The 25,848-nt window shown below is 30.3% G+C and carries 26 protein-coding genes; 8 read left to right on the top strand and 18 right to left on the bottom strand.

The annotated features are described in order from the left end of the window. Nucleotides 1–326: 326 nt before the first annotated feature. From BLT88_RS07885 to BLT88_RS07870, 4 genes are all read right to left on the bottom strand, one after another. A complete protein-coding gene (locus tag BLT88_RS07885; protein ID WP_036786425.1) occupies nt 327–518 on the bottom strand; it encodes a cold-shock protein in 192 nt (63 codons plus the stop codon). A 180-nt stretch (nt 519–698) separates the two neighbouring features. Then, entirely contained in the window at nt 699–2,234 is a 1,536-nt protein-coding gene (locus tag BLT88_RS07880) for an SDR family NAD(P)-dependent oxidoreductase (RefSeq protein ID WP_091954066.1), read from the bottom strand. A gap of 5 nt (nt 2,235–2,239) precedes the next feature. After that, nucleotides 2,240–3,553 (bottom strand): DEAD/DEAH box helicase, encoded by a 1,314-nt coding sequence (locus BLT88_RS07875; RefSeq protein ID WP_091954064.1) that lies wholly within the window; start codon nt 3,551–3,553, stop codon nt 2,240–2,242. Between the two features lie 2 nt (nt 3,554–3,555). Further along, a complete protein-coding gene (locus tag BLT88_RS07870; protein ID WP_091954063.1) occupies nt 3,556–4,896 on the bottom strand; it encodes a DEAD/DEAH box helicase in 1,341 nt (446 codons plus the stop codon). 176 nt (nt 4,897–5,072) lie between these two features. Between BLT88_RS07870 and BLT88_RS07865 the strand changes: the two genes are divergently transcribed. The 4 genes from BLT88_RS07865 (at nt 5,073) to BLT88_RS07850 (ending at nt 8,608) form a co-directional block, all read left to right on the top strand. After that, nucleotides 5,073–5,642 (top strand): Crp/Fnr family transcriptional regulator, encoded by a 570-nt coding sequence (locus BLT88_RS07865; protein ID WP_091955720.1) that lies wholly within the window; start codon nt 5,073–5,075, stop codon nt 5,640–5,642. 61 nt (nt 5,643–5,703) lie between these two features. Then, nucleotides 5,704–6,450 carry an acyl-CoA desaturase gene (locus BLT88_RS07860; RefSeq protein WP_091954061.1) on the top strand — a complete coding sequence of 249 codons (747 nt, stop codon included), beginning with the start codon at nt 5,704–5,706 and terminating at the stop codon, nt 6,448–6,450. Between the two features lie 195 nt (nt 6,451–6,645). Then, entirely contained in the window at nt 6,646–7,548 is a 903-nt protein-coding gene (locus tag BLT88_RS07855) for a DUF6268 family outer membrane beta-barrel protein (RefSeq protein ID WP_091954060.1), read from the top strand. Between the two features lie 160 nt (nt 7,549–7,708). Further along, entirely contained in the window at nt 7,709–8,608 is a 900-nt protein-coding gene (locus BLT88_RS07850; protein ID WP_091954058.1) for an EamA family transporter, read from the top strand. A gap of 91 nt (nt 8,609–8,699) precedes the next feature. Here BLT88_RS07850 and BLT88_RS07845 read toward each other — a convergent pair whose 3' ends face one another. Beyond that, nucleotides 8,700–9,587: an EamA family transporter gene (locus BLT88_RS07845; protein ID WP_091954057.1), complete on the bottom strand. Its 888-nt coding sequence runs from the start codon at nt 9,585–9,587 to the stop codon at nt 8,700–8,702. An 84-nt stretch (nt 9,588–9,671) separates the two neighbouring features. On the opposite strand from BLT88_RS07845, the gene BLT88_RS07840 reads away from it, so the two are divergent. Continuing rightward, the gene (locus BLT88_RS07840) at nt 9,672–10,112 is read left to right on the top strand and encodes a TMEM175 family protein (RefSeq protein ID WP_091954055.1); all 441 of its coding nucleotides are present in this window, start codon (nt 9,672–9,674) and stop codon (nt 10,110–10,112) included. Between the two features lie 192 nt (nt 10,113–10,304). Here BLT88_RS07840 and yiaA read toward each other — a convergent pair whose 3' ends face one another. Beyond that, nucleotides 10,305–10,793, bottom strand: a complete 489-nt coding sequence (gene yiaA / locus BLT88_RS07835; protein ID WP_091954054.1) for an inner membrane protein YiaA — start codon at nt 10,791–10,793, stop codon at nt 10,305–10,307. A 38-nt stretch (nt 10,794–10,831) separates the two neighbouring features. Then, nucleotides 10,832–10,987 carry a hypothetical protein gene (locus BLT88_RS14145; protein ID WP_156105382.1) on the bottom strand — a complete coding sequence of 52 codons (156 nt, stop codon included), beginning with the start codon at nt 10,985–10,987 and terminating at the stop codon, nt 10,832–10,834. Nucleotides 10,988–11,135: 148 nt separating this feature from the next. Here BLT88_RS14145 and BLT88_RS07830 point away from each other — a divergent pair, with 148 nt between their 5' ends. Continuing rightward, nucleotides 11,136–12,632: a hypothetical protein gene (locus tag BLT88_RS07830; protein ID WP_091954052.1), complete on the top strand. Its 1,497-nt coding sequence runs from the start codon at nt 11,136–11,138 to the stop codon at nt 12,630–12,632. 80 nt (nt 12,633–12,712) lie between these two features. Here BLT88_RS07830 and hisIE read toward each other — a convergent pair whose 3' ends face one another. The 9 genes from hisIE to hisG form a co-directional block, all read right to left on the bottom strand. Next, complete coding sequence (gene hisIE / locus BLT88_RS07825) at nt 12,713–13,312, bottom strand: bifunctional phosphoribosyl-AMP cyclohydrolase/phosphoribosyl-ATP diphosphatase HisIE (RefSeq protein ID WP_036786406.1); 600 nt, start codon at nt 13,310–13,312, stop codon at nt 12,713–12,715. Then, nucleotides 13,312–13,773 carry a GNAT family N-acetyltransferase gene (locus BLT88_RS07820; RefSeq protein WP_036786404.1) on the bottom strand — a complete coding sequence of 154 codons (462 nt, stop codon included), beginning with the start codon at nt 13,771–13,773 and terminating at the stop codon, nt 13,312–13,314. The genes hisIE and BLT88_RS07820 overlap by 1 nt, the downstream gene beginning before the upstream one ends. Nucleotides 13,774–13,789: 16 nt before the next feature. Continuing rightward, nucleotides 13,790–14,545, bottom strand: coding sequence for an imidazole glycerol phosphate synthase subunit HisF (gene hisF, locus BLT88_RS07815; protein ID WP_036786402.1), 756 nt, complete (start codon nt 14,543–14,545; stop codon nt 13,790–13,792). A gap of 87 nt (nt 14,546–14,632) precedes the next feature. Then, nucleotides 14,633–15,370, bottom strand: coding sequence for a 1-(5-phosphoribosyl)-5-[(5-phosphoribosylamino)methylideneamino]imidazole-4-carboxamide isomerase (hisA, locus tag BLT88_RS07810; protein WP_036786401.1), 738 nt, complete (start codon nt 15,368–15,370; stop codon nt 14,633–14,635). A gap of 1 nt (nt 15,371) precedes the next feature. Then, a complete protein-coding gene (gene hisH, locus BLT88_RS07805) occupies nt 15,372–15,953 on the bottom strand; it encodes an imidazole glycerol phosphate synthase subunit HisH (RefSeq protein ID WP_036786399.1) in 582 nt (193 codons plus the stop codon). Further along, nucleotides 15,954–17,093 (bottom strand): bifunctional histidinol-phosphatase/imidazoleglycerol-phosphate dehydratase HisB, encoded by a 1,140-nt coding sequence (hisB, locus tag BLT88_RS07800; RefSeq protein WP_036786397.1) that lies wholly within the window; start codon nt 17,091–17,093, stop codon nt 15,954–15,956. It lies immediately after the preceding gene. 43 nt (nt 17,094–17,136) lie between these two features. Then, nucleotides 17,137–18,192: a histidinol-phosphate transaminase gene (gene hisC, locus BLT88_RS07795; RefSeq protein ID WP_091954051.1), complete on the bottom strand. Its 1,056-nt coding sequence runs from the start codon at nt 18,190–18,192 to the stop codon at nt 17,137–17,139. Nucleotides 18,193–18,233: 41 nt separating this feature from the next. Continuing rightward, the gene (gene hisD / locus BLT88_RS07790) at nt 18,234–19,517 is read right to left on the bottom strand and encodes a histidinol dehydrogenase (RefSeq protein WP_091955719.1); all 1,284 of its coding nucleotides are present in this window, start codon (nt 19,515–19,517) and stop codon (nt 18,234–18,236) included. A gap of 1 nt (nt 19,518) precedes the next feature. Further along, complete coding sequence (gene hisG / locus BLT88_RS07785; protein ID WP_036786393.1) at nt 19,519–20,376, bottom strand: ATP phosphoribosyltransferase; 858 nt, start codon at nt 20,374–20,376, stop codon at nt 19,519–19,521. Between the two features lie 395 nt (nt 20,377–20,771). On the opposite strand from hisG, the gene BLT88_RS07780 reads away from it, so the two are divergent. Beyond that, nucleotides 20,772–21,752, top strand: a complete 981-nt coding sequence (locus BLT88_RS07780; protein ID WP_091954049.1) for a permease — start codon at nt 20,772–20,774, stop codon at nt 21,750–21,752. 327 nt (nt 21,753–22,079) lie between these two features. On the opposite strand, the gene BLT88_RS07775 is transcribed toward BLT88_RS07780, so the two are convergent. Beyond that, nucleotides 22,080–23,462, bottom strand: coding sequence for an aminotransferase class V-fold PLP-dependent enzyme (locus BLT88_RS07775; RefSeq protein WP_091954048.1), 1,383 nt, complete (start codon nt 23,460–23,462; stop codon nt 22,080–22,082). 26 nt (nt 23,463–23,488) lie between these two features. Then, nucleotides 23,489–24,022, bottom strand: a complete 534-nt coding sequence (locus BLT88_RS07770) for a cysteine dioxygenase family protein (protein WP_036786387.1) — start codon at nt 24,020–24,022, stop codon at nt 23,489–23,491. Nucleotides 24,023–24,288: 266 nt separating this feature from the next. Between BLT88_RS07770 and BLT88_RS07765 the strand changes: the two genes are divergently transcribed. Beyond that, entirely contained in the window at nt 24,289–25,827 is a 1,539-nt protein-coding gene (locus BLT88_RS07765; protein WP_091954046.1) for a sodium/proline symporter, read from the top strand. The last annotated feature ends 21 nt before the right edge of the window (nt 25,828–25,848 follow it).

Below are 25,848 nucleotides of genomic sequence, written 5' to 3'. Positions count from 1 at the left end.
TGAAGTTTTTTTAAAAACTAAAAGGCAAAAAATGAAAACCTCATGTAAACCCCTAATTCTTTATTAAAATATTTCTAATAAATTTAGAATTTAAACTTTGTAATTAATCCAATATTAATTATTCTAACTTAATTTAATCAAAGAGTATTGATATAATTTGATTTTTCACTTTAAAATAATCAAAATAGAGTATTTTATTAATTTCTAATTTTATAAAGTTTTCAAAGAACACCACTAATAATTATATATTAATATGTAAATAAAAATAAAGATAAAAAAAGCCCATCAATTATTGATGGGCTTTTGTAAAACTTGAAGTATATTTTTTAGATAACTTTTACGTTTACTGCATTTAATCCTTTCTTTCCTTCTTGTAAGTCAAATTCAACATTGTCACCTTCATTGATTTCGTCTATTAAACCTGAAATGTGTACAAAATGATCTTTCTCTACTCCTTCTTCAGTGATAAAACCAAATCCTTTGGCATCATTAAAAAATTTTACTGTTCCTTTGCTCATTATATATATTATTAATTAATCTTCAAATATCCTACCATTTTTTTGATATTCAACATATTAATTAATTTTTTTTTATAATGATCACCAATTTTGTAGATAAAGTTGGTGTTTTCTAAATTCATAAATATTAAGAATTTATCATTTTAATTTTGGCTTATCTCCACTAGTTATTATATAAATCTACCAATCAATAGGAAAGTAATCTTTCAAGAATTTACCACACCAATGTTTACCAGTATTAATTCCGTCAATTAAAGGATCCATCACTCTGGCAGCGCCATCTACAATATCTAAAGGAGGTTGAAAATCATGCACTGCCACTTTTCTTTTAGATAATTCAGCTGGATCCTCATCTGTAACCCAGCCTGTATCCACTGCATTCATATAAATTCCTGATTTAGCCAATGTAGATGCAGATGTGTGTGTTAACATGTTTAATGCCGCTTTTGCCATATTAGTATGTGGATGTCTGTCAACTTTTTTAAATCTGTGAAACTTACCTTCCATGGCTGTGACATTAATAATATGTTTTTTGCCGGTATTTTCTTTCATCATTAAATGAGATAAACGATTGCATAAAACAAAGGGAGCTACCGAATTTACTAGCTGTACTTCCACCATTTCTGTGGTTTCAATTTCGCCTAATTTTAAACGCCAACTATTGGTTTTTCTTAAATCCACTTGTTGTAAATCAGCATCTAATTCGCCTTCGGGAAACACTTCTGCAGTTTGCAAGGAGTTGTCAAAACTATACGGAATTTGGGATAATTCTGCCGAATTACGTAATCCAATTCCTGGTTCTGGACCATGCCAAGTAACTGGCAGAACATTGTTTTTACTTGTTTTAGAAGTGGATACACTTAAATTTGCTAACTCTTCTAAACAACTAGTGTGATCCTTTAACAACGTTCTCGCAAGTTTTGGTAGTTGATCTAAAGGTAACTTTTCATTTTCCATTAAATGGAAATAAAAACCGGAAGGCCGTCTTACTGTTTGGGCTGCGTTATTAATTAAAATATCTAATCGATCGTACTTTTGTTCAATATAATTACAAAAAATTTCTACACTTGGTATGTGTCTTAAATCGAGTCCGTGGATATGTAAACGATCACTCCATTGTTTATAATCGTCTTCTTTAGAAAAACGAATCGCAGAATCTGCAGGAAAACGTGTGGTAGCAACAACTGTAGCTCCAGAACGCAACAACATTAAAGTTATATGATATCCGATTTTTAATCGAGAGCCTGTAATTACGGCAACTTGATCTTTTAAATCTGTGGTTTGAAAACGTTTGGCATAATTTAAATCACCGCACTCTTTGCACATGGTATCATAAAAATGATGCAATTTTGTATATACTGTTTTGCATACATAACAGTTTCTTGGTGATTCTAGTTCTAAAGTATCTTCATTAATTGCTGCCGTCCCAAGTAATTTGGGTGCTACAAATAGTGCCGCTTCACGTGCAGAACGAATACCAGTTGTTTTTCTAGCATGCGTATCTTTCGCAATCATTTTACGTTTCGCTGCTTTTTTGGCATCTTTTCTTCTACGCTCAAATTCAGCACGATTCGGTCTCGTTAATTCACCAGCTGCTTTAAAAAGTGCAACTCTTTGTGCTTCAGGTAAATCAAAAAGTTGATTGGTGTCTTCTAATAATTGCTGTAATGTGTTTATGCACCTTGCAATGTCTTGATTATGATCTTTTTCACTCATATAAATTATAATACGGTAACTCTTACTTTTTTCTTTTTTAAACGGGTATTGTTTAATTTTTCGACCAAATCATCTGCAAGTGCTAAAGGAATTGCAACAAAAGCGCAATCTGGTTTCAACTCAATAGCACCTAATTGATCTTTAGAAATACCTCCTTGTTTAAAGAATAATCCTGCGATATCACCTTTAGATATTTTATCTTTTCGTCCACCAGAAATAAACAAAGTTTCCCAATATTGAGGCACATACTCTGCTTTTTTGGAGATGTTTATCCCTTTACTAGCTTTAATAAAATCTGGTAAACGTTCATTCTCCCATTTTAAAATATAGGCCGTTCCTTTTTCATTGACTCTTGCAGTTCGTCCATTTCTGTGGATAAACTCCTCCTCATGTTTTGGCAATTCGTAATGAATAATAAATTTCATTTCTGGAATATCTATTCCTCTCGCCGCTAAGTCTGTAGCAATTAATAATTGACAGGTTCCGTTTCTAAATTTAATTAAAGCACGTTCTCTGTCTTTTTGCTCCATTCCTCCAGAGAAACAAGCATGACTTACTTTGTGCTGGTCTAAAAAAGCACTTAACTGTGTAATGGTATCCTTTAAATTACAGAAAACAATACCAGGTTCATTCCCAATATGTTGTACTAAATCTACCAAGGTTCTCATTTTGTTTTTATTAGGAGAAACCACTGTTTTAAAAGCTAGTTGAGAGGTTCTTTTTCCTTTTAAGTAATTGATAATTCTAGGCTCCTCTAATTGCACAAAATCAGGTATCTCAACACCTTGAGTAGCAGAGGTTAAAATGCGTTTATCTACAGTAGATAATTGATTAATTATATTCCGCATTTCATACTCAAAACCTACTTCTAAAGACTTGTCAAACTCATCTAAAATTAAGGTTTTTATATTGTTTTTAGAAAAACGATCGTTTGCAAAGTGATCAGATATTCTACCTGGTGTTCCTATTAAAATAGCAGGAATATGTTTTAATTCTATTTTATCTTTAGACATTGGTCTACCGCCATATACCGCGTTAACTTTATATCCAGATCCCATAGAACGAATAACTTGTTCTATTTGTATGGCCAATTCTCGAGACGGCACTAATATCAATGCTTGTAGGTCTTTACATTCAGGATCTAATGATTTTAACAAAGGCAGAGAAAAAGCCAATGTTTTTCCGGTTCCTGTTGGAGATAATAAGATGGTGTTAGCATTCTTTTCAATTACTGAAACAGCCTCAATTTGCATAGGGTTCAAAGCTTCTATTTGTAACTTTTCTAGAATATCCTGTTGCGTTTTTATAATATTTGCCATACTTATTTCTTTTTCTTCTTTTTAGATACTTCAGGTTTTGTTTTTGCAGTCGCAGTTTGTGCTAAGTAATTTGCAAGTATTTTATCCACCAATTCTTCTTTTGTTAAATGATGAAATATTGTTTTTATCTGCGCTTTAAAATCTTCAGATACATCACGATTTGGTTTAATTTTAAATATTTTTTTAGCCCACAGCAAACCATTGTTCTCTTCAATACTTTGTGCATCTGCCTTTTTGTATTCTTTAAAAACCAACCCTAAATCTTCTTCAAATTCAGGAATCTCTTCCAATTCTTCTTTTTGTATGATACTTAAAGAAAGCCCCTCTGCTCCTGCCCTCGCAGTACGACCACTTCTATGCACATATGTATCATATCTATCTGGTAAATGATAATTGACCACATAAGATATTTCTTTTACATCTATTCCACGGGCAGCTAAATCTGTCGCTACTAAAATATCGATATGACCTTCTCTAAATTGCCCCATAATACGATCTCTTATCCCTTGGGTTAAACTGCCGTGTAAAGCTCCAGAAGAGAACTTGTTAATGGCTAAGTTTTTTGCTAATTTATTAACAGCAGCCTTCGTTTTACAGAAGATAATTCCACGTTCTCCTTCTTTAGAAGATAAGAAATGAAGTAAAACATTTAGTTTTTCTATGGGTTCAACGACCACAAATTGATGGTCTATTCCTTGATGCCCTATAGTTGCCATATCTGCTTCTACATGTACAACATGTTTCGACATATAGTTTTGCACTAATTGCTTGATAGCACCGGGCATTGTAGCCGTAAACAAGAATGTTCTTCTAGTTTTAGGAATCTCTTTGATAATGGTATCTACTTCTTCTTTCAAGGCACTAACCATTTCATCTGCTTCATCTAGGATAAAATAGTTGATGTTTTTTATATCTATAGCGCCACGCTCTGCTAAATCAACCAAACGTCCTGGTGTTGCAACAACGATATGAATCGTTTCTTTTAAACGTTCTATTTGAGGTTTTATAGGGATACCTCCGCATATAGAGGCAATTGTTGCTTTTTGATCTTCTGCAGCAAAAGATATTAGGTTATCGTATATCTGATGTCCTAATTCTCTAGTTGGAGCTAGTATTAATACTTGTATATCTTTACTTTCTGAATCTACTAATTGTAAAATAGGTAATCCAAAAGCAGCTGTTTTTCCTGTTCCTGTTTTTGCTAAAACCACAACATCTTCCTTTTTATGTAGAATTAAAGGAATAGTTTTTTCTTGAACATCTGTAGGTATAGAAATTTCTAATTTAGCTAAACTCTTCTGCAATGCTGCATGAATACCTAACTCTGAAAACGTTGTTGACATTAAATAAAATTTTTGCAAAGGTACTGATAACGTTCTTGTAAAATGGACAAATAATTACTTGTGAATTTAAAATGTTTCATTTGAAAATAAAATAACAATTATATACTTACATTTCTTTTAGTGCAGTTTTTATGAATCCTTATATTTGTATTTATAAATCAATAGGAATAAAAGATTTGCAACAGATAAAAGCATACTTAGATCAAATAGCAACAATATCTAAATCAGATTGGGATTTTTTTACTTCAAAGTTACATCGTCGTGTCATTCAAAAAAAAACTATTTTTTTAAAACTAAATGAGATAGAAAATTATATTTCTTTTATTGAATATGGTGTTGTTCGATTATATCTTCCCAAAGAAAATCCAGAAAAAGAAATCACGTTTGGATTTAGTTTTAAAGATCAGTTTATTAGTGCCTATGATTCTTTTTTAACACAAAGACCATCAGCATATCAATTACAAGCATTGACCGAAACAACTCTTTTAAGTATTTCTTATAATGATTTACAAGCAGTTTATAAAACAACTCAAATCGGTAATCTTATTGGCAGATTAACAGCAGAACGTCTTTTTTTAATAAAATCTAAACGAGAACAAAATCTTTTGAATCTTACTGCAGAAGAACGTTATTTGAAATTATTTAAAGAGCGTCCAGAGCTTTTGAAAGTTATTCCACTCAAATATATTAGTTCTTATATAGGAGTTACGGCACAGGCGTTAAGTCGAATTAGAAAACGAATTTAATTGATTTAGGTTCATTGTTTCGCTTATAGTGTCGAACTATCTTTGTCAAAAAAATAAAGAGATGCTTATTGTTACTTTCGTTTTAGTGCTTTGGTATGGAGGTCTGTTTTTTCAATCGTTCTTTTTACATCGGTATGCGGCACACCAAGTGTTTACCATGTCCAAAACCATGGAAAAAATTGCATTTATTTTAACTTGGATTTTTCAAGGGTCCAGTTATTTAAGTGCTTATGGTTATGGAATTATGCATCGTATGCACCATGCATATACAGATACGGAAAAGGATCCACATTCTCCATCGCATGATCCTAATATGTTTGCCATGATGTGGAAAACAAAAAACACTTATCAAGACATCAATAATCAACGTATTTTTATTGATGATCGTTTTACTAAAAATGTGCCTCAATGGAAATCTTTTGATTTGTTTGCTGGTTCTCGTTTTTCTCGCCTACTCTGGATTACGGGTTATATTTTATTCTTTGCATTCTTTGCGACCGCTTGGTGGCAATGGCTATTATTACCGATAACATTTTTAATGGCGCCGATCCATGGTGTAATCATCAACTGGTTTGGTCATATTTATGGTTATGTCAATTATAAAATGAAAAACACGAGTAAAAATCTCTTTCGTTTTGATTTTTTAATGATGGGAGAAGGATATCATAATAATCATCATAAACATGCCAGTAGGGCTAATTTTGGTGTAAAATGGTATGAGATTGATATAACTTATTTAATAATTAAACTATTAAATACATTTGGTGTTATTCAATTAAAACCGATAAAACTTAAGAATTTAAAATAGTAATAACGTTTATTTTATTTATTTAAAAAGGACTTTAATATTGTTAATCACTAGATTGTTTACAAACAATTTTAAGTAATACTAATTTTTTTAAAAAAAAATATTTTTCTAAAAGAAAGAAAGCGTAGTATTTTGTGTAATTAAGATATATAATTATGCTCCTGGTAATAATAGTATCTTGCACAAAAAAAAGAAATGAAGTATATTTTAAGTATTGCATTTTTCTGTATTGTATTTCAAGGAGCCTCACAAAATTATTTTGATATTGCAAATTTAACATATATAGATACCCCAGCAAACAATTTTAAAGTATCAAATGACCAAACTGCAGTAAATGAGTTAAATTTAGAAGTTAATTTTCCAGTAGTACTGAGTAAAAAAACAATTTTATTAACAGGTCTTTTTGCAAACAAAACAAGGGTAAGTTTAGATGCTAATGTATCTAATTCAAATTTACAAGTTTTAGGGTTTAATCTAGGAATTAATAAAACGTTTAACGATAAATGGTCAGCTACATTTATGGTTTATCCTAAAATTTCCTCAGATAATCTTGCACTTTCTAGTGATAATTTACAGCTAGGTTTTTTATCTTTATTTATTAAAAAAAAGCGCACAAACTTAAAATATAAATACGGAGTATTTGTGAATACTGAAGAATTTGGATTGGCAGTAATTCCAATTTTTGGTTTATATTATTTAAGTCCTAATAAAAAATTTGAAACTAAACTCACATTGCCATTTCTAGCAGATATTAATTATGAGTTAAATAAGAAATTCTGGTTAGGATTTAGATTTGATGGCATAGGTACTAGTTATAATTTAAATAATCAAAATTACAGTAATAATGGTGCTTATGTTTCTAAAAATTCTATTGAATTTGCGCCCTATTTAAGATTTAAAATGAGTAAATCGTTATATTTAAATACTAAACTGGGATATGCTTTTGGAAGAAACTATAAAGTGTTTGATGCTGATGATAAAATAGACTTGGCTGTTACCTCTTTTTATTTTGGGGATAACAGAACACGGTTAAATGAAGGCTTTTCAGATGGCGCTATTTTTAAAATAGAGCTGTTTTACAGACTTCATTTTGATTAGAATAAACAATTTATGATACTGCATTCTTGATTAATTTTTAGTTAACTAACTAGTGATTAGTTCAAAATAAAATGAGTTTAATCTTGTTAAAAAATAATTTAAATATTATTAATTAATTACTGTTAAGTATTTTTTTCATTCTAGTATCTTCGCGCGCATTATGTGGATGTACTTAGGACTTTTAGCTGCTCTATTTTTAGGGTTACACAATTTATGTAAAAAGCATGCACTGCAGGGAAATGAAGTTTTTCCTGTTTTGTTGGGCACTATTTCTGCGGGTTTTATATTAATTGTTCCTTTTTATGTGGGGTCCATTTGGTATCCTGACTATATGCTGAAAATAGGTTTCTATATTACAGATATTACTTGGAAAACTCATGGATTTATAGTTATAAAGTCTATGATAATGGCATCTTCTTGGATTTTGGCTTATCAAGCATTAAAACATTTACCCATCACAATTGTAACTCCAATTCGTTCTGCAGGTCCTTTTTTTACTTTTATTGGTGCACTAATTATTTATCAAGAAAGACCAAGTTATCTACAATGGATTGGTTTTATTCTTATTATAACATCCGTATTATTATATTCTAGAATAGGAAAAAAAGAAGGAATTCATTTTAAAAAGAACAAATGGATTTATGCTATTATTGGGGCTACTTTTTTAGGAGCTTCAAGCGGTTTATACGACAAATTTTTAATTCAGAATTTAGCTTTAAATCCGCAAACATTGCAATTTTGGTTTTGCTTTTACACCGTGCTTGTTTTATTTGTAATATTATCTTTGACATGGTTTCCTTTCGCAGCAAAAAGAAAAGTTTTTAAATGGAGATGGTCTATACCTGCAGTTGGAATATTATTGCAAACAGCAGATTACTTTTATTTTAAAGCGCTGCAGGACCCAGAGGCCCTTATATTATTATTATCTGCCATAAAAAGAAGTCAAATATTGATAGCTGTTGTTGCTGGTGGCGTCATTTTTAAAGAACAAAATAAGCGCAAAAAATTAGTTCCTCTTTTTGGGATTTTAATAGGTGTTTTTTTGATTCTATTTTCATAGTTACAAAAGCATAAAAGCTAAACACAAATTTATTCGAAAATGAATGCCAATTTTAAGTGCATTCGGTTTTAATAGGAATTCTAAGTATTTTCTATTTCCTTTTTCTAGAAGTAATAAAATAAACACCCGTCAATAAAACAACCGATGCTATGACGGATTGTGTTGATAAAACTTCATCTAAAAAATACCATCCCATAAACAAAGCAATGACTGGATTTACGTAAGCTGAAGTTGAAACCTTTTCTGGTGAAACTACTTTTAATAAATAATTAAAGGCTGTAAAAGCAAAAATACCTCCAAAAACAATTAGTATTAGCATTGATATTTGAACATTTGTACTCCAAGTTAATGGAGAGCTCCATTGTTCATTTAAACTAATACTAACTATGAATAAAATAAAACTCGCTGCTAACATTTGGTAACCCGTGCTTACCATAAAACTTTTAGGTAAATCCGCTTTTGAAACAAAAACACTACCATAGCTCCAGCTTAAGACGCAAGTTAGTATCATAAAAATACCCAGTAAACTTCCTTCAGAGGCTCTTAATTCTACCTGACTTACTAATAAATACATTCCTATCATGCCCAAAGCCACACCAATTAGTGATTTTTTTTGAAAGGGTTTTCTATCGATCAATCTTAATAAAAACAAAACAAATAAAGGCTGTGTAGATGCCAATAGTGCTCCAAAACCACTATCAACAAATTTTAGAGCCCAAACGAAAACACCATTTCCATAAACCATAAAGAAGAATGCTGCTATCACTGAGTTTGATAATTGCTTTTTAGAAATAGCTAATTTTTGCTTTGAAAGTAAAGCTAGACCAGACATTAGTATGCCCGCAACAAAAAAACGAATGGAAGCTAAAAAGAATGGTGGTAATTCTGTAACCGCAATTTTATTAAATAAATAGGTAGACCCCCAAATAAAATAAATAGCTATAAACGCTAAAATTATAAGTGTTTTTGAATTTTTCAATTAATTAAATTATTTTCACAAAAGTACTATTATTAAGTATTGTATTTAAAAAAAAATGTTAGTCCGAGAAGAATAAATTAAATTATGATTGAAAATGAAAATTATGATAAGTCAAGAGTCCATAGCTTTAGCGATGCAGTATTCTCCATTGCGATGCCTTTATTAGTTCTTGAAGTATTTATTCCTGGCAATAAAGAACTTCAAACTGGCAATACAGTACAAATTTTACAAAATAGGATTCCCAGTTATATTGGTTTAATTGTTAGTTTTATGGTTACTGCTTTATATTGGAAAGCTAATATGAGAATTTTTAAATTTTCATCTACAATAGATAGTAAAATATTGTGGGATAACTTCTTACTTCTTTTTTTTATTTTACTACTACCATTCTCAACAGCGTTTTATGTAAAAGGGTTTACTTATCAAGGTTTATTTGCTTTTTACTGTTTTAGTTTATCAGCAATCGGTTTTTTTAACCTATTGTTAAAAAAGAAAAAGGTAAAACAGGAATTACGCCAACATTAGGGAAATTCATGAAAATTGGTTTATAAAAAGAATTTAAAGAAAACTATCCAAACTTAGAGGTAATTCTAATGAATGAGTATTAAACTTTCTATTCTATTAAAAATTAGAAAACCCTCGCCAATGGCGAGGGTTGTTTTTTAAACCTCACAAGCCTACACTTATGAGGTTTTGGTTTACAAAACCATTATCAAACTAACTATTTTCTTCTTCATTTTTAGCGTTGGTAAAATCAATATCTCTAATATTTTTTTGAACCGTAATGGCACCAAAAAGACTCAACAGAAATGAAATAGCATAAAATCCTTTTTCACTTAATAACAAGTCTGCATTTCTTAAACCTATAATTAATAAAAGTAAAGAAGTGATAACAATAACCCAGCTTATGCCATAATAAATATCACTTACTTTAATATTTTCGGCCTTGTCTCTAATTGCTTTTTGCAACGAAATAACAGCATAAATTCCCATTAAAAGAATGGCAAAATAATATCCTTTTTCGTTGAGCTCCATATTTGCGTTCCACAAACCAATACAGTAAGATAGCAATCCAATAATAACTACTCCCCAAGTTGCGCCAATATAGGCTGATGTTGGTTTCATGTTGAATTTGTTTTTTAATTTGTTTGTTTTTGTTTGTTTTTTTGTTCCTTCATTTGTAGAAGCTGTAGTTTGATAATCCATAATGTTTAGTTTAATAATTAGTAGTAATAATTTGATAATTAGTAATTAATAGTGATTCCCTTTTCAGAATTTTTACATATAAAATTGATGCCTTTTGATATTTGATTTTCAGTTGTTTTTTTAATGGAATTAAATCCTATAACACCTATTGCAAATGCCACGATTACGATTATTTTTTTTAGATCTTGTTTCATACTATTTGTTTTTAATTACACTACAAATTTGCGTCATATATACAACTCTGTAAAATCTATTTTTTAAAAATACTGACGAATTAAATAATAAATAATTTATAATTTACAAACTATATCATATATTTGATTAAATATTACTGACGATATAATGATTGATTTAAGAGAAATAATAAATTCATTTACTAAAGAACAACAACAAAATTTTGTCAGTTATTTGCATAAAAAGAATAAAAGAAAAGATGCAAAAAACGTACAATTGGTGCACCTTTTAATCAATTCAGAAGTATCATCAAAAGAAATTTGTATTCAATTATATCGAAAGGATAATAAAGTAGCATTCCACGCTTTAAGAAAGCGTTTGTTTCAATCTTTGATCGATTTTACTGCAAATTCTAGCTTAAAAGAAGAGAATTCTATTGATATACAACTCATTAAATTTATTTTATCTGCAAGAACTTTTCTACAAAAAGAGCAATATGAAGTAGGCTATAAAATTTTAGAGAAAGCCGAAATTATTGCGAATGAGCATCAACTCTTTTCAATATTAACTGAAATTTATCACACAAAAATTGAATATACGCATCATATTTCAACGTTAAATATAGATGATTTAATAGAAAAATTTAAGGAGAATCAAAAACAACATCAGTTAGAAGAATATTTAAATATTGCATATGCTAAAATTAGAATTCTATTAAATCAAGTAAATCATCAACATAAAATTATCGACATAAAATCAATGATTAAAGAGGTTTTAGAAGAGAGTTCAATTACAATTTCTGATTCTTTATCCTTTAAATCGTTATATCAAATTATAGAAATTACCAATATCTCTTCATCTCAAAATTATGAATATTGGAATATTGAACCTTTTTTATTAGAAACATATGAAATATTAAAACATCATAAATCAAAAGACAAGCAATTGTATTACCATATAAAAGTGTTGTATGTAATTGCCAATACGTTATTTAGAAATAAAAAGTTTTTAGTTTCTTTGAACTACTTAGATTTGATGAATTTGTATATGCATAAAAACAGCAACAAATACTTTAAAGAGTTTCATTTAAAGTATCGATTACTGCTAGCTTTAAATCATAATTATATTCAAAATCAAGATTTTGCAATAAACCAATTAACACCTTTTATCAATAAAAAGGATATTGATATTGTTTCTCAACTAGATATTTATTTGTCTTTAATTGTGTTTTATTCTCAACAAAAAAAGTACAAAGAATCGCAGCGTTTATTTTCAAAATTTTATCACACAGATAAATGGTATATTGAGAAGGCTGGAATTTATTGGACTATTAAAAAAAGCATATTAGAAATTTTACTCCAAATCGATTTAGGAAATATTGATATTGTAGACTCTAGAATTTTAAGTTTTAAAAGAAACTATTTTAAGCACCTTAAAGAAATTAAACAGGAAAGAGTTATTACCTACTTAAAATTGGTGGAAACTTATTATAAAAACCCTGAAATTGTGACTTCTGATGCGTTTCATAAAAAAGTAGAAGATTCTTTTGATTGGATTGAAAGAAAAAAAGAAGATATTTTTATAATGAGTTTTTTCGCTTGGTTAAAAGCAAAAATGACCAAACAGGATGTCTATTTGGTCACTCTAGATTTGATAAACTCCTAAGTTTATGCATGTATAAGCGCAGTCAAAAACATTTTTTATTTATTAATCTTTCGATTGCGCTCGACGAAATAAGCTGATTATTATTTATGTCTACTTTTTAACTCTGCCTCAATATCTTTTAAAGTGAACCCCTTGGCTTGTAATAGCATCAAGTAATGAAACATCAAATCTGCTGATTCATATAAAAACAACTCATCATTGTTATCCATAGCTTCAATAACTGTCTCTACAGCCTCCTCACCTACTTTTTGAGCTACTTTATTAATTCCTTTAGCAAATAATGACGCTACATAAGACTTCTGAGTATTTTTGTTTGAAACTCTTTCAGTAATTACATTTTCTAACGTTGAAAAGAAACCGTAATTGGATTTATTTTCTTCATTCCAACAAGTATCAGTCCCTTTATGACAGGTTGGTCCATTTGGATTTACTTGAATTAACAATGTATCGTTATCACAGTCTAATTTTATGTCGACTAAATTCAAAGTATTTCCACTTTCTTCACCTTTTGTCCACAAACGATTTTTAGTTCTGCTAAAAAAAGTGACTAATTTTGATTCTTTAGTTTTAGCAAAAGCTTCTTTATTCATATAACCGAGCATCAATACATTTTTTGTTATTGCATCTTGAATGATTGCAGGCACTAATCCGTCGTTATTTTTATTAAAATCTATATTCATTATTTTAATTTTAATTCCATTTTTATATCTGCTGTTACAAAGTGAGTATTTTTAACTTTTATATGTTGAAAACCGAATTTTTCATACATTTTTAAAGCATCTTTTAATTTACTGCTAGATTCTAAAATTATTGTTTTTACCTTATTTTGTTTACATATATCAATACCACAATTCATTAATTTTTTTCCTATTCCTAAACCTTTATAACCATCTATAACTGCAAATTTTAAAATTTCATTTAAAGTTTTTTCAATTGGATTGACACAAATAGTACCTACAATTTTACTATCTAAATGAGCCAATAATATAGTTGCACCATTTTTAATGAATACCTCTGGATGGTTTAATAAAGCATCATCTGCTTTTTCATAAAGTTCGAATTTATTTAACCAATGTAAGTTGATTTTTTTAAAATCTTTATGATATTTATCTTCATAAGGTCTAATTTCTAAATCATTCATTTATACAGTTTTGAAATTAAATTCGGATAGGAATATTATTTTCTTTTAATTCTTTTTTTAATTCCATAATTGGAATTTCACCAAAGTGAAAAACACTTGCTGCTAGCGCTGCGTCTGCTTTTCCTTCTTTAAATGTATCTACAAAATGCTCGATAGTTCCTGCACCTCCAGAAGCAATTATTGGAATATTTAATAATTCTGATAAACGAGCCAAAGCTGTATTTGCAAAACCAGTTTTTGTTCCATCGTTATTCATTGAAGTAAATAAAATTTCACCTGCTCCACGTTCTTCTACTTCTTTTGCCCATTCAAATAACTTTATATCTGTAGGAATTGTTCCTCCTGCCAAATGTACAAACCATTCTCCATCAATTTGTTTTGCATCAATAGCCACAACCACACATTGACTTCCGAATTTTTCTGCTAATTCGTTTACTAGTTCTGGTCTTTTTACCGCAGATGAGTTGATAGATACTTTATCTGCGCCCCATTTCAATAATTCATTTACATTTTCTACGGATGAAATTCCTCCACCAACGGTAAACGGAATATTTACTTGCTCGGCAACTTGATGTACCATTTCTATCATGGTTTTTCGGCCTTCTAAAGTAGCAGATATATCTAAAAAAACCAATTCGTCTGCTCCTAATTCAGCATATTGCTTTGCTAAAACCACAGGGTCTCCCGCATCAATTAAGTTCACGAAATTAACTCCTTTTACAGTTCTTCCGTTTTTAATATCTAAACAAGGTATTATTCTTTTCGTTAACATTTTTTGTTCATATTTGTAATTTCGAGGAAGAATGACGAAGCAATCAATCTATAAATAACGAGATTGCTTCGGTTCCATCAATGACATTTAGTTTGTTAATATAAAATTTTCTAACTGTTTTAAGCTTATTCTATTTTCATAAATTGCTTTTCCAATAATAACTCCTTCACAGCCCATTTCTGCTAATTTAGGAAGTTCATTAAAAGTTGAAATTCCTCCTGAAGCAATTAGTTTTATATCTTTCACTTCTGATAATATTTCTTGATATACATGAAAACTTGGACCTTGTAACATGCCGTCTTTAGAAATATCTGTACATATTACATATTGAATTCCTTTTTGCTGATATTCTTTTATAAAAGGAATTAATGCTAAAGAACTTTCTTCTTGCCAACCATTTATAGCTATTTTTCCTCCTTCAGTATCTGGGTAAAAGTCAGCTCCTAAAATAATTTTTTCCGAACCAAATTTTTCAATCCAACTTTCAAAAATTGTTGTGTTTTTCACAGCAATACTGCCACCCGTTATTTGACTAGCACCAGAATTAAAAGCGATTTCTAAATCTTTATCAGATTTTAATCCACCACCAAAATCTATATTCAAATTGGTTTTTAAAGCAATTTTTTCCAGTACTTTGTAGTTGATAATCTGATTCGCTTTTGCCCCATCTAAATCTACCACATGCAAGTATTCTATACCTGCATCTTCAAATTCTTTCGCAACCTCTAACGGATTTTCATTATAAATTTTTTTAGTAGTATAATCACCTTTGGTTAAACGAACACATTTTCCGTCGATTATATCTATTGCTGGAATAATTCTCATATTATAATTCTAAAAAATTTTTTAATAATACCTCACCCTTAAGTCCACTTTTCTCCGGATGAAATTGTACTCCGTAAAAATTATTATGCCGCAATGCAGATGCATAATTTAATCCATAATCTGTCGCTGCAATAGTTTCTTTACAATGCTCTGCATAAAAACTGTGTATCAAATACATAAATTCATTTTCATTTATTCCTGAAAATAAACTAGATTTTAAACCCTTGATAACATTCCATCCCATATGAGGAACTTTAAGCTCATTTGAAAACTTTTTCACAGTAGTATTAAAAATACCCAGGCCTTTCGTGTTTCCTTCTTCAGATGAATTACACATTAATTGCATTCCTAAACAAATACCTAAAACAGGTTGTTTTAAAGTAGGAATTATTTTATCTAGTCCACTTTCTTTGAGCATTTTCATTGCTGAGCTTGCCTCTCCAACTCCCGGAAAAATTACTTTATCGGCATGTTTTATTTCATCAATATTATTTGACAAAACAGCATCTATACCCAAACGCTTAAAAGCAAACTGAATACTTTTAATGTTACCTGCTCCATAATCTATAATGACTAATTTCATCTATAACATTCCTTTTGTTGATGGTAAAAACATTTTATTAGCATCCCTTTTAACGGCCATTTTCATTGCTTTTGCAAACGCCTTAAAAATACCTTCTATTTTATGATGTTCGTTTACTCCTTCAGCTTTTATATTTAAATTACATTTTGCGCCATCTGTAAAAGATTTAAACAAGTGAAAAAACATTTCTGTTGGCATATCACCAACTTTTTCTCGTTTAAATTTAGCATCCCATTCTAACCAATTTCTACCACCAAAGTCAACCGCAACTTGCGCCAAACAATCATCCATGGGTAAACAAAAACCATACCTTTCAATACCTAATTTATTCCCAAGTGCTTTGTTGAATAATTCACCAAAAGCAATCATGGTGTCTTCTATTGTGTGATGTTCATCAACTTCTAAATCTCCATCAACTTTTATGGTTAAATCCATAGCACCATGTCTTCCAATTTGATCGAGCATATGGTCGAAAAATGATAAACCAGTACTGATATCATTTTTACCCGAACCATCTAAATTTAATTTTATATAAATTTTGGTTTCATTGGTGTTCCTTGTGATTTCTGCAACTCGATCTTTTAATTTTAAAAACTCATAAATTTCAGCCCAATTCTTACTAGTTAAAGCGATGCAATCTGAAATTTCTTGTTTTGAAGTTTCTATTTCATCAAATCCTAATAAAGGGTTTTCAGATAAATAAATTCCCTTAGACCCTAAATTTTTAGCCAATTCCATATCTGTAATCCGATCACCTAAAACGAACGAATTTTCTAAATCATACTCTTCAGAAAAGTACTTGGTTAACAAACCTGTCCTTGGTTTTCTAGTTGCAGCATTTTCATGCGGAAAAGTCTTATCAATGAGAACATCAGAAAAAATCACGCCCTCTTTTTCAAAGGCACTCATCACTTTATTTTGCGCTGGCCAAAAAGTATCTTCGGGAAAAGAGCTTGTACCCAAACCATCTTGATTTGTAACCATTACCAATTCATATTCCAATTCTGAAGCAATTTTTGCCATGTATTGAAATACTTTTGGGTAAAATTCTAACTTTTCTAAACTATCTAATTGATAATCTACAGGTGGCTCAATAACTAAAGTTCCATCTCTGTCAATAAATAATACTTTTTTACTCATTTTATTTTCTTTAATAACTCCGAGGCATGCTCGGAATAATGCTTTATGATATGGATTTTAAAGTTCTAATCAAACGTTGATTTTCTTCAAAAACTCCAACACTTATACGTAAACAATTATCACATAAAGGCTGTGTCGTTCTATTTCTTATGACAATTCCATAGGCTATTAATTCATTGTAACGTTTTGTAGCGTCGTCAACTTTTATTAATAGAAAGTTACCATCTGAAGGATATACTTTTTCAATAAAAGGAACACAATATTCCAACTCTTTTTTCAGGCGTTTTCTTTCACTAATTAATTGAGCAATTTCATTTTTAATCTCAGTCATTTTTTGCAATCTTATCATTGCTCTTTGCTGGGTTAGCTCGTTTATGTTATAGGGCGGTTTTATATTATTTAAAATTTTAATAATTTCTTTTGAAGCATAACAGATCCCCAAACGTATTCCTGCAAGACCATAGGCTTTTGATAAAGTTTGTGTTATTATTAAATTAGGAAATTCGTCTAATTTTGTTAACCAAGTTTCTTTATTTGAAAAATCAATATAAGCTTCATCTAAAACCACTACGCCATTAAAATTTAAAAGTAATTCTTCAACGGCATCAGCAGTAAAACTATTTCCTGTGGGATTATTTGGAGAACACAAAAACAAAATTTTACTATTTGAATCCGCTGCCTCTATAATCTGACTCACTTTAGGCTGAAAATCTTCGTTTAATAAAACGGTTCTGTTTTCAATAGCATTTAAATTTGCCAAAACGCTATACATGCCATAAGTTGGAGGTAACGTGATAATATTATCTCTATTTGGCTCACAAAAGGCTCTGAAAATTAAATCTAAAACTTCATCACTACCATTTCCTAATAACATGTTTTTCTTGTCAATTCCTTTAATTTCAGATAACAAATCTTTTACCGTATGTTGTTGTGGGTCTGGATATCGATTTACACCGTTTTGAAATGGATTCTCATTTGCATCCAAGAAAATCATTTCAGCAGCAGATACATCCTTATACTCGTCTCTTGCAGAGGAATAAGGTTTTAGAGATTTAATGTTTTCTCTAATTAGGTTGTTGATGTTAAAAGTTATTTTCATATTACTAAAAATTAGACAAGCTTAGCATTACAATTAAGATGTTACTTTAAATCTTTTAAACGAATTGAAACTGCATTCTTATGAGCTTGTAATCCTTCTGCCTCTGCCATAACTTCAATAGCCTTTCCTATATTTTTTATTCCTTCTTTAGATATTTTTTGAAATGTAATACTTTTTGTAAAACTATCTAAATTTACACCTGAATACGCTTTAGAAAATCCGTTTGTTGGCAATGTATGATTTGTGCCTGAAGCATAATCACCAGCACTTTCTGGAGTATAATTTCCAATAAAAACAGAACCTGCATTTTCTATATTATCAATATAAAAATTATTGTTATTCGTACAAACAATGAAATGTTCAGGACCATATTCATTAATTAGAGCTAAAGCAGTTTCATCATTCTCAACAAAAATAGATTTTGAGTTCGCGATTGCTTTCTGTGCAATGTCAACTCTGGGCAATTCTAAAAGTTGTTTTTGTATTTCTATTGAAACTTTATCTATCATCTTTTTTGAAGTAGAAACCAAAATTACTTGGCTGTCTGCTCCATGTTCTGCTTGACTCAATAAATCTGATGCAACATAACTTGCGTTTGCGGAATCATCGGCAACCACCAACAATTCACTAGGACCAGCAGGCATATCAATTGCAACACCATATTTTGTTGCTAATTGTTTAGCGACCGTTACAAACTGATTTCCTGGCCCGAATATTTTATATACTTTTGGAACTGTTTCTGTACCAAATGTATAGGCTGCAATTGCTTGGATTCCGCCAACTTTTATAATTTTTGTAACGCCACACAAATCAGCAGCATACAAAATTGCAGAATGAATTTTTCCTTCTTTATTTGGTGGAGAGCATAACACAATTTCTTTACAACCTGCAATTGTAGCAGGAATAGCTAACATTAAAACAGTGGAAAACAATGGTGCTGTTCCTCCAGGAATATATAAACCAACCTTTTGAATGGCTCTTTTTTCTTGCCAGCAAGAGATTCCGTTTGCAGTTTCTACAAATAATTTATCTGTTTTTTGAGCTATATGAAACTTGGTGATATTGTCTTTTGCAAGTTTTATAGCTTCCTTTAATTCTTGTGTAACTTCTGTAATTGCTTCATCAATTTCTTCAACAGAAACAATGTTATTTTCTAAGGAAACACCATCGAATAAGTCTGTATATTTTTGTACTGCAGCATTTCCATTTCTATGAATATCCTCAAAAATTTGATTCACTGTCTTTTCGATATCATCAACCGTTTTTGTTGGTCTTTCTAATATTTGAGTCCAATCTTTTTTTGATGGGTTTATAATTGTTTTCATTTTATAATACCATTTTTTCAATAGGACATACTAAAATACCTTCCGCTCCATTAGCCTTAAGCTCGTCTATAATTTCCCAAAATTCATTTTTGCTAATTACGGTGTGTACTGAACTCCAGCCTTTCTCAGCTAATGGTAATACAGTAGGGCTTCTCATTCCTGGCAACAGTTTCAGTATACTCTCTAATTTATCATTAGGTGCGTTTAGTAAAACATATTTAGAATTTCGTCCTTTTAAAACCGACTGAATTCTAAATTGAATCTTTCTTAAAATAGCCATTTTGTTCTCAGATATTTGCGAAGAAACGGCTAAAACTGCTTCTGACTTTAGTAGAACTTCTATTTCTTTTAATCCGTTTTTAAAAAGTGTAGAACCACTTGAAACAATATCACAAATTCCATCTGCTAATCCAATATTTGGCGCAATCTCTACAGAACCATTTATAATATGTAATTCTGCCTTTATATTTTGCTCTTTTAAAAATTTTTTTACAGTTTCTGGATACGAAGTAGCAATTCTTTTTCCGTCTAAATCTTTTAAGGAATTCGCCTCGGATTCTTTTGGTACTGCAATAGAGACTTTACATTTAGAAAAGCCTAAACGTTCAATAAACTGAATATCAGCTCCTTTTTCAATTAAAACATTCTCACCAATAATAGCTGCATCAACCACTCCATCTTTTAAATATTGCGGAATATCACCATTTCTTAGGTAGAAAACTTCTACCGGAAAATTTCTAGCGGATGCTTTTAATTGATCTTTTCCATTGTCTATAGCGATACCAATGTCTTTTAAGATTCTCATTGAATCTTCATTTAATCTTCCTGACTTTTGTACTGCAATTCTTAAATTACTCATTTTTGTTTTATTTTATGCCTGAGCAAATACGGTTTAAAATTAAAAAACCCGCTTGATTTGCTCAAACGGGTTTATAAATATCTTGATATTATTCAATACATCTTTAAATCGCTTGACTGCAATTGTAAAAATGATGATGATGTAATTGAATAAAATTCATGTATTGTTTATTTATTTGCAAATATTCAAATTTAATTTTTAATTACACAAATAAACTTCTTAAAAATAATGTTAAACTTAAATATTTATCAACATTTAAGTATTTGTTTAAAATTTATTTGAGGGCATTTAAGTTTCAAATAATTACATGATAAAAATCAGATAAATATAGAATTTGCAGTCTTACATTTGTAAGCGTAATATCTCCCAAAAAAAATGGCTTTTAGAATAGTTATATGTTTCAATGGTTACAAAATATAGCAGATTGGTTCGTTTATAATTTACTAAATTTAGAAAGAGGAGCGCATTTAGCAGAAGCGCTTAATTTTTTCATATATGATGTTGTAAAGATTTTAATACTACTTTTTTTTGTTATTTTTTCTATGGGAATTGTAAATAGTTACTTCCCCATAGACAAGGTTAAAAACTATTTATCCAGAAATAAATTACATGGTTTAGAATATTTAATGGCAAGTCTTTTTGGTGTTGTAACGCCTTTTTGCTCTTGCTCATCTGTACCCTTATTTATAGGTTTTGTAAGAGGCGGAATTCCTTTAGGAGTTACTTTTTCTTTTTTAATTACTTCTCCTTTAGTAAACGAGGTTGCCATTGGTTTGTTTGTTGGCTTATTCGGACTTAAGACCACCATTATATATGTAATTAGTGGTGTTTTATTAGGTACTATTTCTGGAGTTATTCTTCAAAAATTAAAATTAGATTCTTTTTTAACTCCTTGGGTAAAAACAGTTTTAGAAAATGCACAAAAAGAGCAGGCTATTTTTGTTGTTCAAAAACAACGTTTATTACAAAGATTGCCTATAATTTGGGCTGAAGTTATAACGATACTCAAAGCCATTATACCTTATGTAATCATTGGAATTGCCATCGGCGGTTTAATGCATGGTTATATTCCTGAAGGCTTTTTTGAAAAGTACATGGATAAAGATAATTTATTCGCAGTTCCTATCGCTACTATTTTAGCTGTTCCTATGTATTCAAATGCTTCGGGTATTTTACCAATAGTACAAGTATTAGTAGCAAAAGGTATCCCTTTAGGAACCGCAATTGCATTTATGATGGGTGTAGTTGGTTTATCCTTACCAGAAGCAATGCTCTTAAAAAAAGTAATGACGTTAAAACTAATTGCCATCTTTTTTGGAGTGGTAACATTATGTATTATTATTTCTGGGTATTTGTTTAATCTACTGTTACAATGAATATAGATGTTAAATATTGCAGTTTATATAGTTTTGAGAATTTGGGGTCTAATATTTCTGAAATTGTTTTGGTTAAGAAGAAAAGGTTTAAATGCCTTTTTTATTAACGAATGATTTCAAAAGATAAAAGAAATCATTACCGCAGAATGACAAAATGATCTTTTTTTTTGTCAGTATTTAGCCTACTTCTAAAAATAAAAATAATTTATTACTTTTTAATAATTTTCGAAATAATAGATAGACGTAAGATATTACATAGTAGAGTACAACATATAGAAAATAATTACGCTTATTTTTTATCAAGATCAGTGACTATAAATTCATAATTTATATTCTTTTTAAGCTTGGTGTTTTGTCAACAAAATCTTCCAGAACTTTAAAGAAATTTAAGATGTCTTGTTTTTCATTGTTTGCATTAATGGTTACCAATCGAATAAAAGTATCTTCTTTAAAAGAACCAAAACCAACAACTGTAATTTGATGCTCATACAATGCAGTGCAAAGCGCCATTGGTTCAATGTTTTTATAATTAAAACAAATAGAAATCGAATCATCAAAACTATACAAAGTATAATTAGGATTGCTTCTAATATAGTCTAAAGCAACATTTGCTAGATCAAATTGTTGCTCTACAATTTTCTTTAAACCTTTTGTTCCAATAGATTTCCAAAGTGTCCAAAATTTTAAGGCATCGTTTCTTCTTCCGCATTGGAAAGAAGTTTTACCCAAGTTAAAATCATCACCATCCGTTTGATATAAATAATCTGCATCATTGCTAAATGAATCATGTAAATATTTTTTATCATTGACCAATATAATTGAACATGTTAAAGGTGTTCCGAGCATTTTGTGCGCGTTATAGCTAAAAGAATTTGATCTCTCTACTCCTTTTACAAGATGGTTATAATTATCACTAAATATTACACTTCCACAATATGCACCATCAACATGCAGCCAAATCTTATACTTTTCTGTAATATCAGCAATTTTATCAATAGGGTCAAAAGCACCTAAAACTGTCGTTCCAGCAGTTGCGTTCACATACGTTGGAATCTTGTCGTTTTGGAGATCTTCTAGTATCTGTTCTTCCAGTTTTTCTGGAATCAATCTTCCTTTAGAATCTGCTTCAATATAACGAATATTATTTCTTCCAATTCCAGCAAAACTTGCGTTCTTGGAATTAGAATAATGCGATTCTTTAGAAGTATAAATAACCATGGGTTTGGTCATTCCATGTAATCTACAAGAAGGATCTTTTGCGTCACGCCCCATGACCAAAGCCATGTAATTACTCATAGAACCGCCAGTTGGAAACGTACCATTACTTTTTGAACCGTATCCAATTAAGTCGCAAGATTGTCTAATAATTTCTTGCTCAATTCCTACCTGTGGACCGGCTACTTTATATGTGTACATGCTGTTATTCAGCATAACAGCCAATAAATCTCCCAAAACTGCTTTACTCTGTCTTCCACCAAAAAGTTGATTAAAAAACAAGTTAGTTGCCGTTTTTGGAGTAGAAACAATAACATCACGCAGTAAGTTTTTAAACTCGTCATCAATCATTGCAGCATCATTCAGCGAAAGATCGACGGATTCGTACAATTTATTCGAATCTATTCTTTCTGCTACCGGGTTTTTTTCTTCTTCAGTAATTAAAACTTCTACGAGTTCATTAAATAAAGCTAGATCATTATTTATATTTGACATACTGTTTTTTTCTGTTTTATTATTGATTATGCAATGGTATCATAACCCAAATCTTTATTCACAAAAGCTTTTGATTTTTCATCAAATATTCTGCACTTACGAATTGGTTTTGCATAAAGGTGAAGTGACATGCTTCTTTTATTAGAGACATTTTCTAATCTATGGAATCCCATAAAATCTTTCATATAAGTAACTTCATTCGGTTTTGAAATAGAAGTTTTTAAAATATTCAGCTCGCCTTTATCATCTTCTTTGTAAATCGTTTCTTTGAATTCACCGTTGATTACTTTTACCCAACATTCTTCTCCATCATGATCATGAATTGGCGTAACATGGCCCTCACACCAGCAGATTAAAATTATTTCAAAGTTGTCGTTATTTACAATGCAATTTCGGGTATAACAATCGTTAGACCAGGAAGCATAGTTCTCAAAAGTGTTTTCTTGAAATATTATTGAATGTATTATGTTGTTGTAAGTCGTCCTCTCTCCTTCTGAAAGAGCCGTTATTAAATCATTTAATGTTTTGAGTTCTGAGGTGCTATCTTTTTTAGAATTCACAATAATGTATCACTTTTTTTTGTTCATTTAATGTACAAATCCAAGGTCATTCCCCAAATCTAACTAAATAATTGAGTGAATTTATTAATTCATTTCAATGATTCAAATATAGTAAATTTTAAACTTTTTAATTCTGTTTAAATAATTATTCAAACGATTGAAGCAAAAAAACTGACTATTTCCTATTTATTTGACTACTTTTCATAAAAATAAAAAATAAGTTTGTTTTATTCTCTCTTTACAGACAAACCAAAAAGTTAATAACTATGCAAGACCAAAGTTTTATAATCAAAATAGCCATATTGGCAATTTATGTTGGAATTTTATTCCTAATTGGAATTTTAGCTTCACGGCGCATAAAAAGTATGAGTGATTATTATGTTGGCGGAAAAAAAATGGGTTTTTGGGCTGTTGCTTTTTCTGCAAGAGCAACGGGAGAATCTGGCTGGTTACTTATAGGACTTACAGGAATGGGTGCTATGGCGGGGTATTCGGGCTATTGGGTAGTTGTTGGAGAATTACTTGGTGTCTTCGTTTCTTGGCAATTTATGGCAAAACGTTTCAAAAAAAGATCTGATGCATTTGGTGCAATAACAATTCCTGATTATTTGAATAGTCATTTTAGATCAAAAACAAATACATTAAGAATTATATCTGCAGCAATTTTGGTTGTATTTATAGTTATTTATGTAGCCTCACAAATAGATGTTACTGGTGTTGCCTTTAACTCAATGCTGGGTATAGATTATAAACTGGGCGCATTAATTGGGTTTCTAATTGTACTCGCCTATATTTTTATCGGTGGTTTTGTAGCCGCCGTTTGGTCAGATTTATTTCAAGGTTTACTGATGTTTTTTGGATTGGTTTTATTGCCAATTGTTGTTTGGTTTTCTATGGATCATGGAGCTGGAGTTACTGCAGGGTTAAATGCTATTGATCCAACTTTAACGCAAGTAATGGGCAGAAGTACTGACGTATGGATGAATCTTTTTACAATTCTAGGATTCTCAATGATTGGTCTTGGTTTTCTTGGTTCGCCTCAGGTATATGTTCGATTTATGTCTATAAATGATGAAAAAGAGATAGATAAAGGAAAATGGGTGGCAACTACCTTTACATTATTAACAGATGCTGCAGCTGTAACCATTGGTATTCTTGCTCGTATCTATTTTACAAAAGAAGGACAAGATCCTGAAGCTGTTTTGGGAAATAATGGTGCGGATGTTTTAAGTATGGTTACAGAAGAGTTCTTACCCACAATCTTAGTAGCAATTTTTGTTGCCATAGTTTTATCTGCAATTATGTCTACCATAGATTCTCTTTTAATATTGGCATCAAGTGCGATTACGCGTGACTTTTATCAGAAAATATTTAGACCAGATATTAAAGACGAAAGTTTAACGAAAATTTCAAGAATAGCAACAGTTATAATGGCCTTTACTGCTTTAATAATTGCCATGGTTATGAATTATGTTTCTCCTGATAGGCAGATTTTTTGGGTGATTCTCTTTGGTTGGTCTGGCATTGCAGCCGCTTTTTGTCCAGTAATTATTCTTACACTTTTTTGGAAAGGATATTCTGAAAAAGGAGCTATTGCCTCTATGATATCAGGTTTTGCAGCTGTTGTATTATTCAATTTTGTATTTAAAGAAATAGAAAGTATAGGACAATACTTTGTTGCTATGGATGTCCTTTTTCCTTCTTTTGTCGTTGCAATGGTAGTTGGTTTTGTAGTCTCTAAAAAATATCCACCGAGAGCTGAAGCTATAAAAATGATTGAAGAAATTGATATCTCAAATGAATAAAAATACACTTTATATAACTCC

Origin of the sequence: Polaribacter sp. Hel1_33_78 (genome assembly GCF_900106075.1) — a bacterium.
Classification (GTDB): Bacteria; Bacteroidota; Bacteroidia; order Flavobacteriales; family Flavobacteriaceae; genus Polaribacter.
The sequence above is the reverse complement of the archived record's forward strand: the minus strand, read 5'-3'. Positions and strand labels throughout refer to the sequence as shown.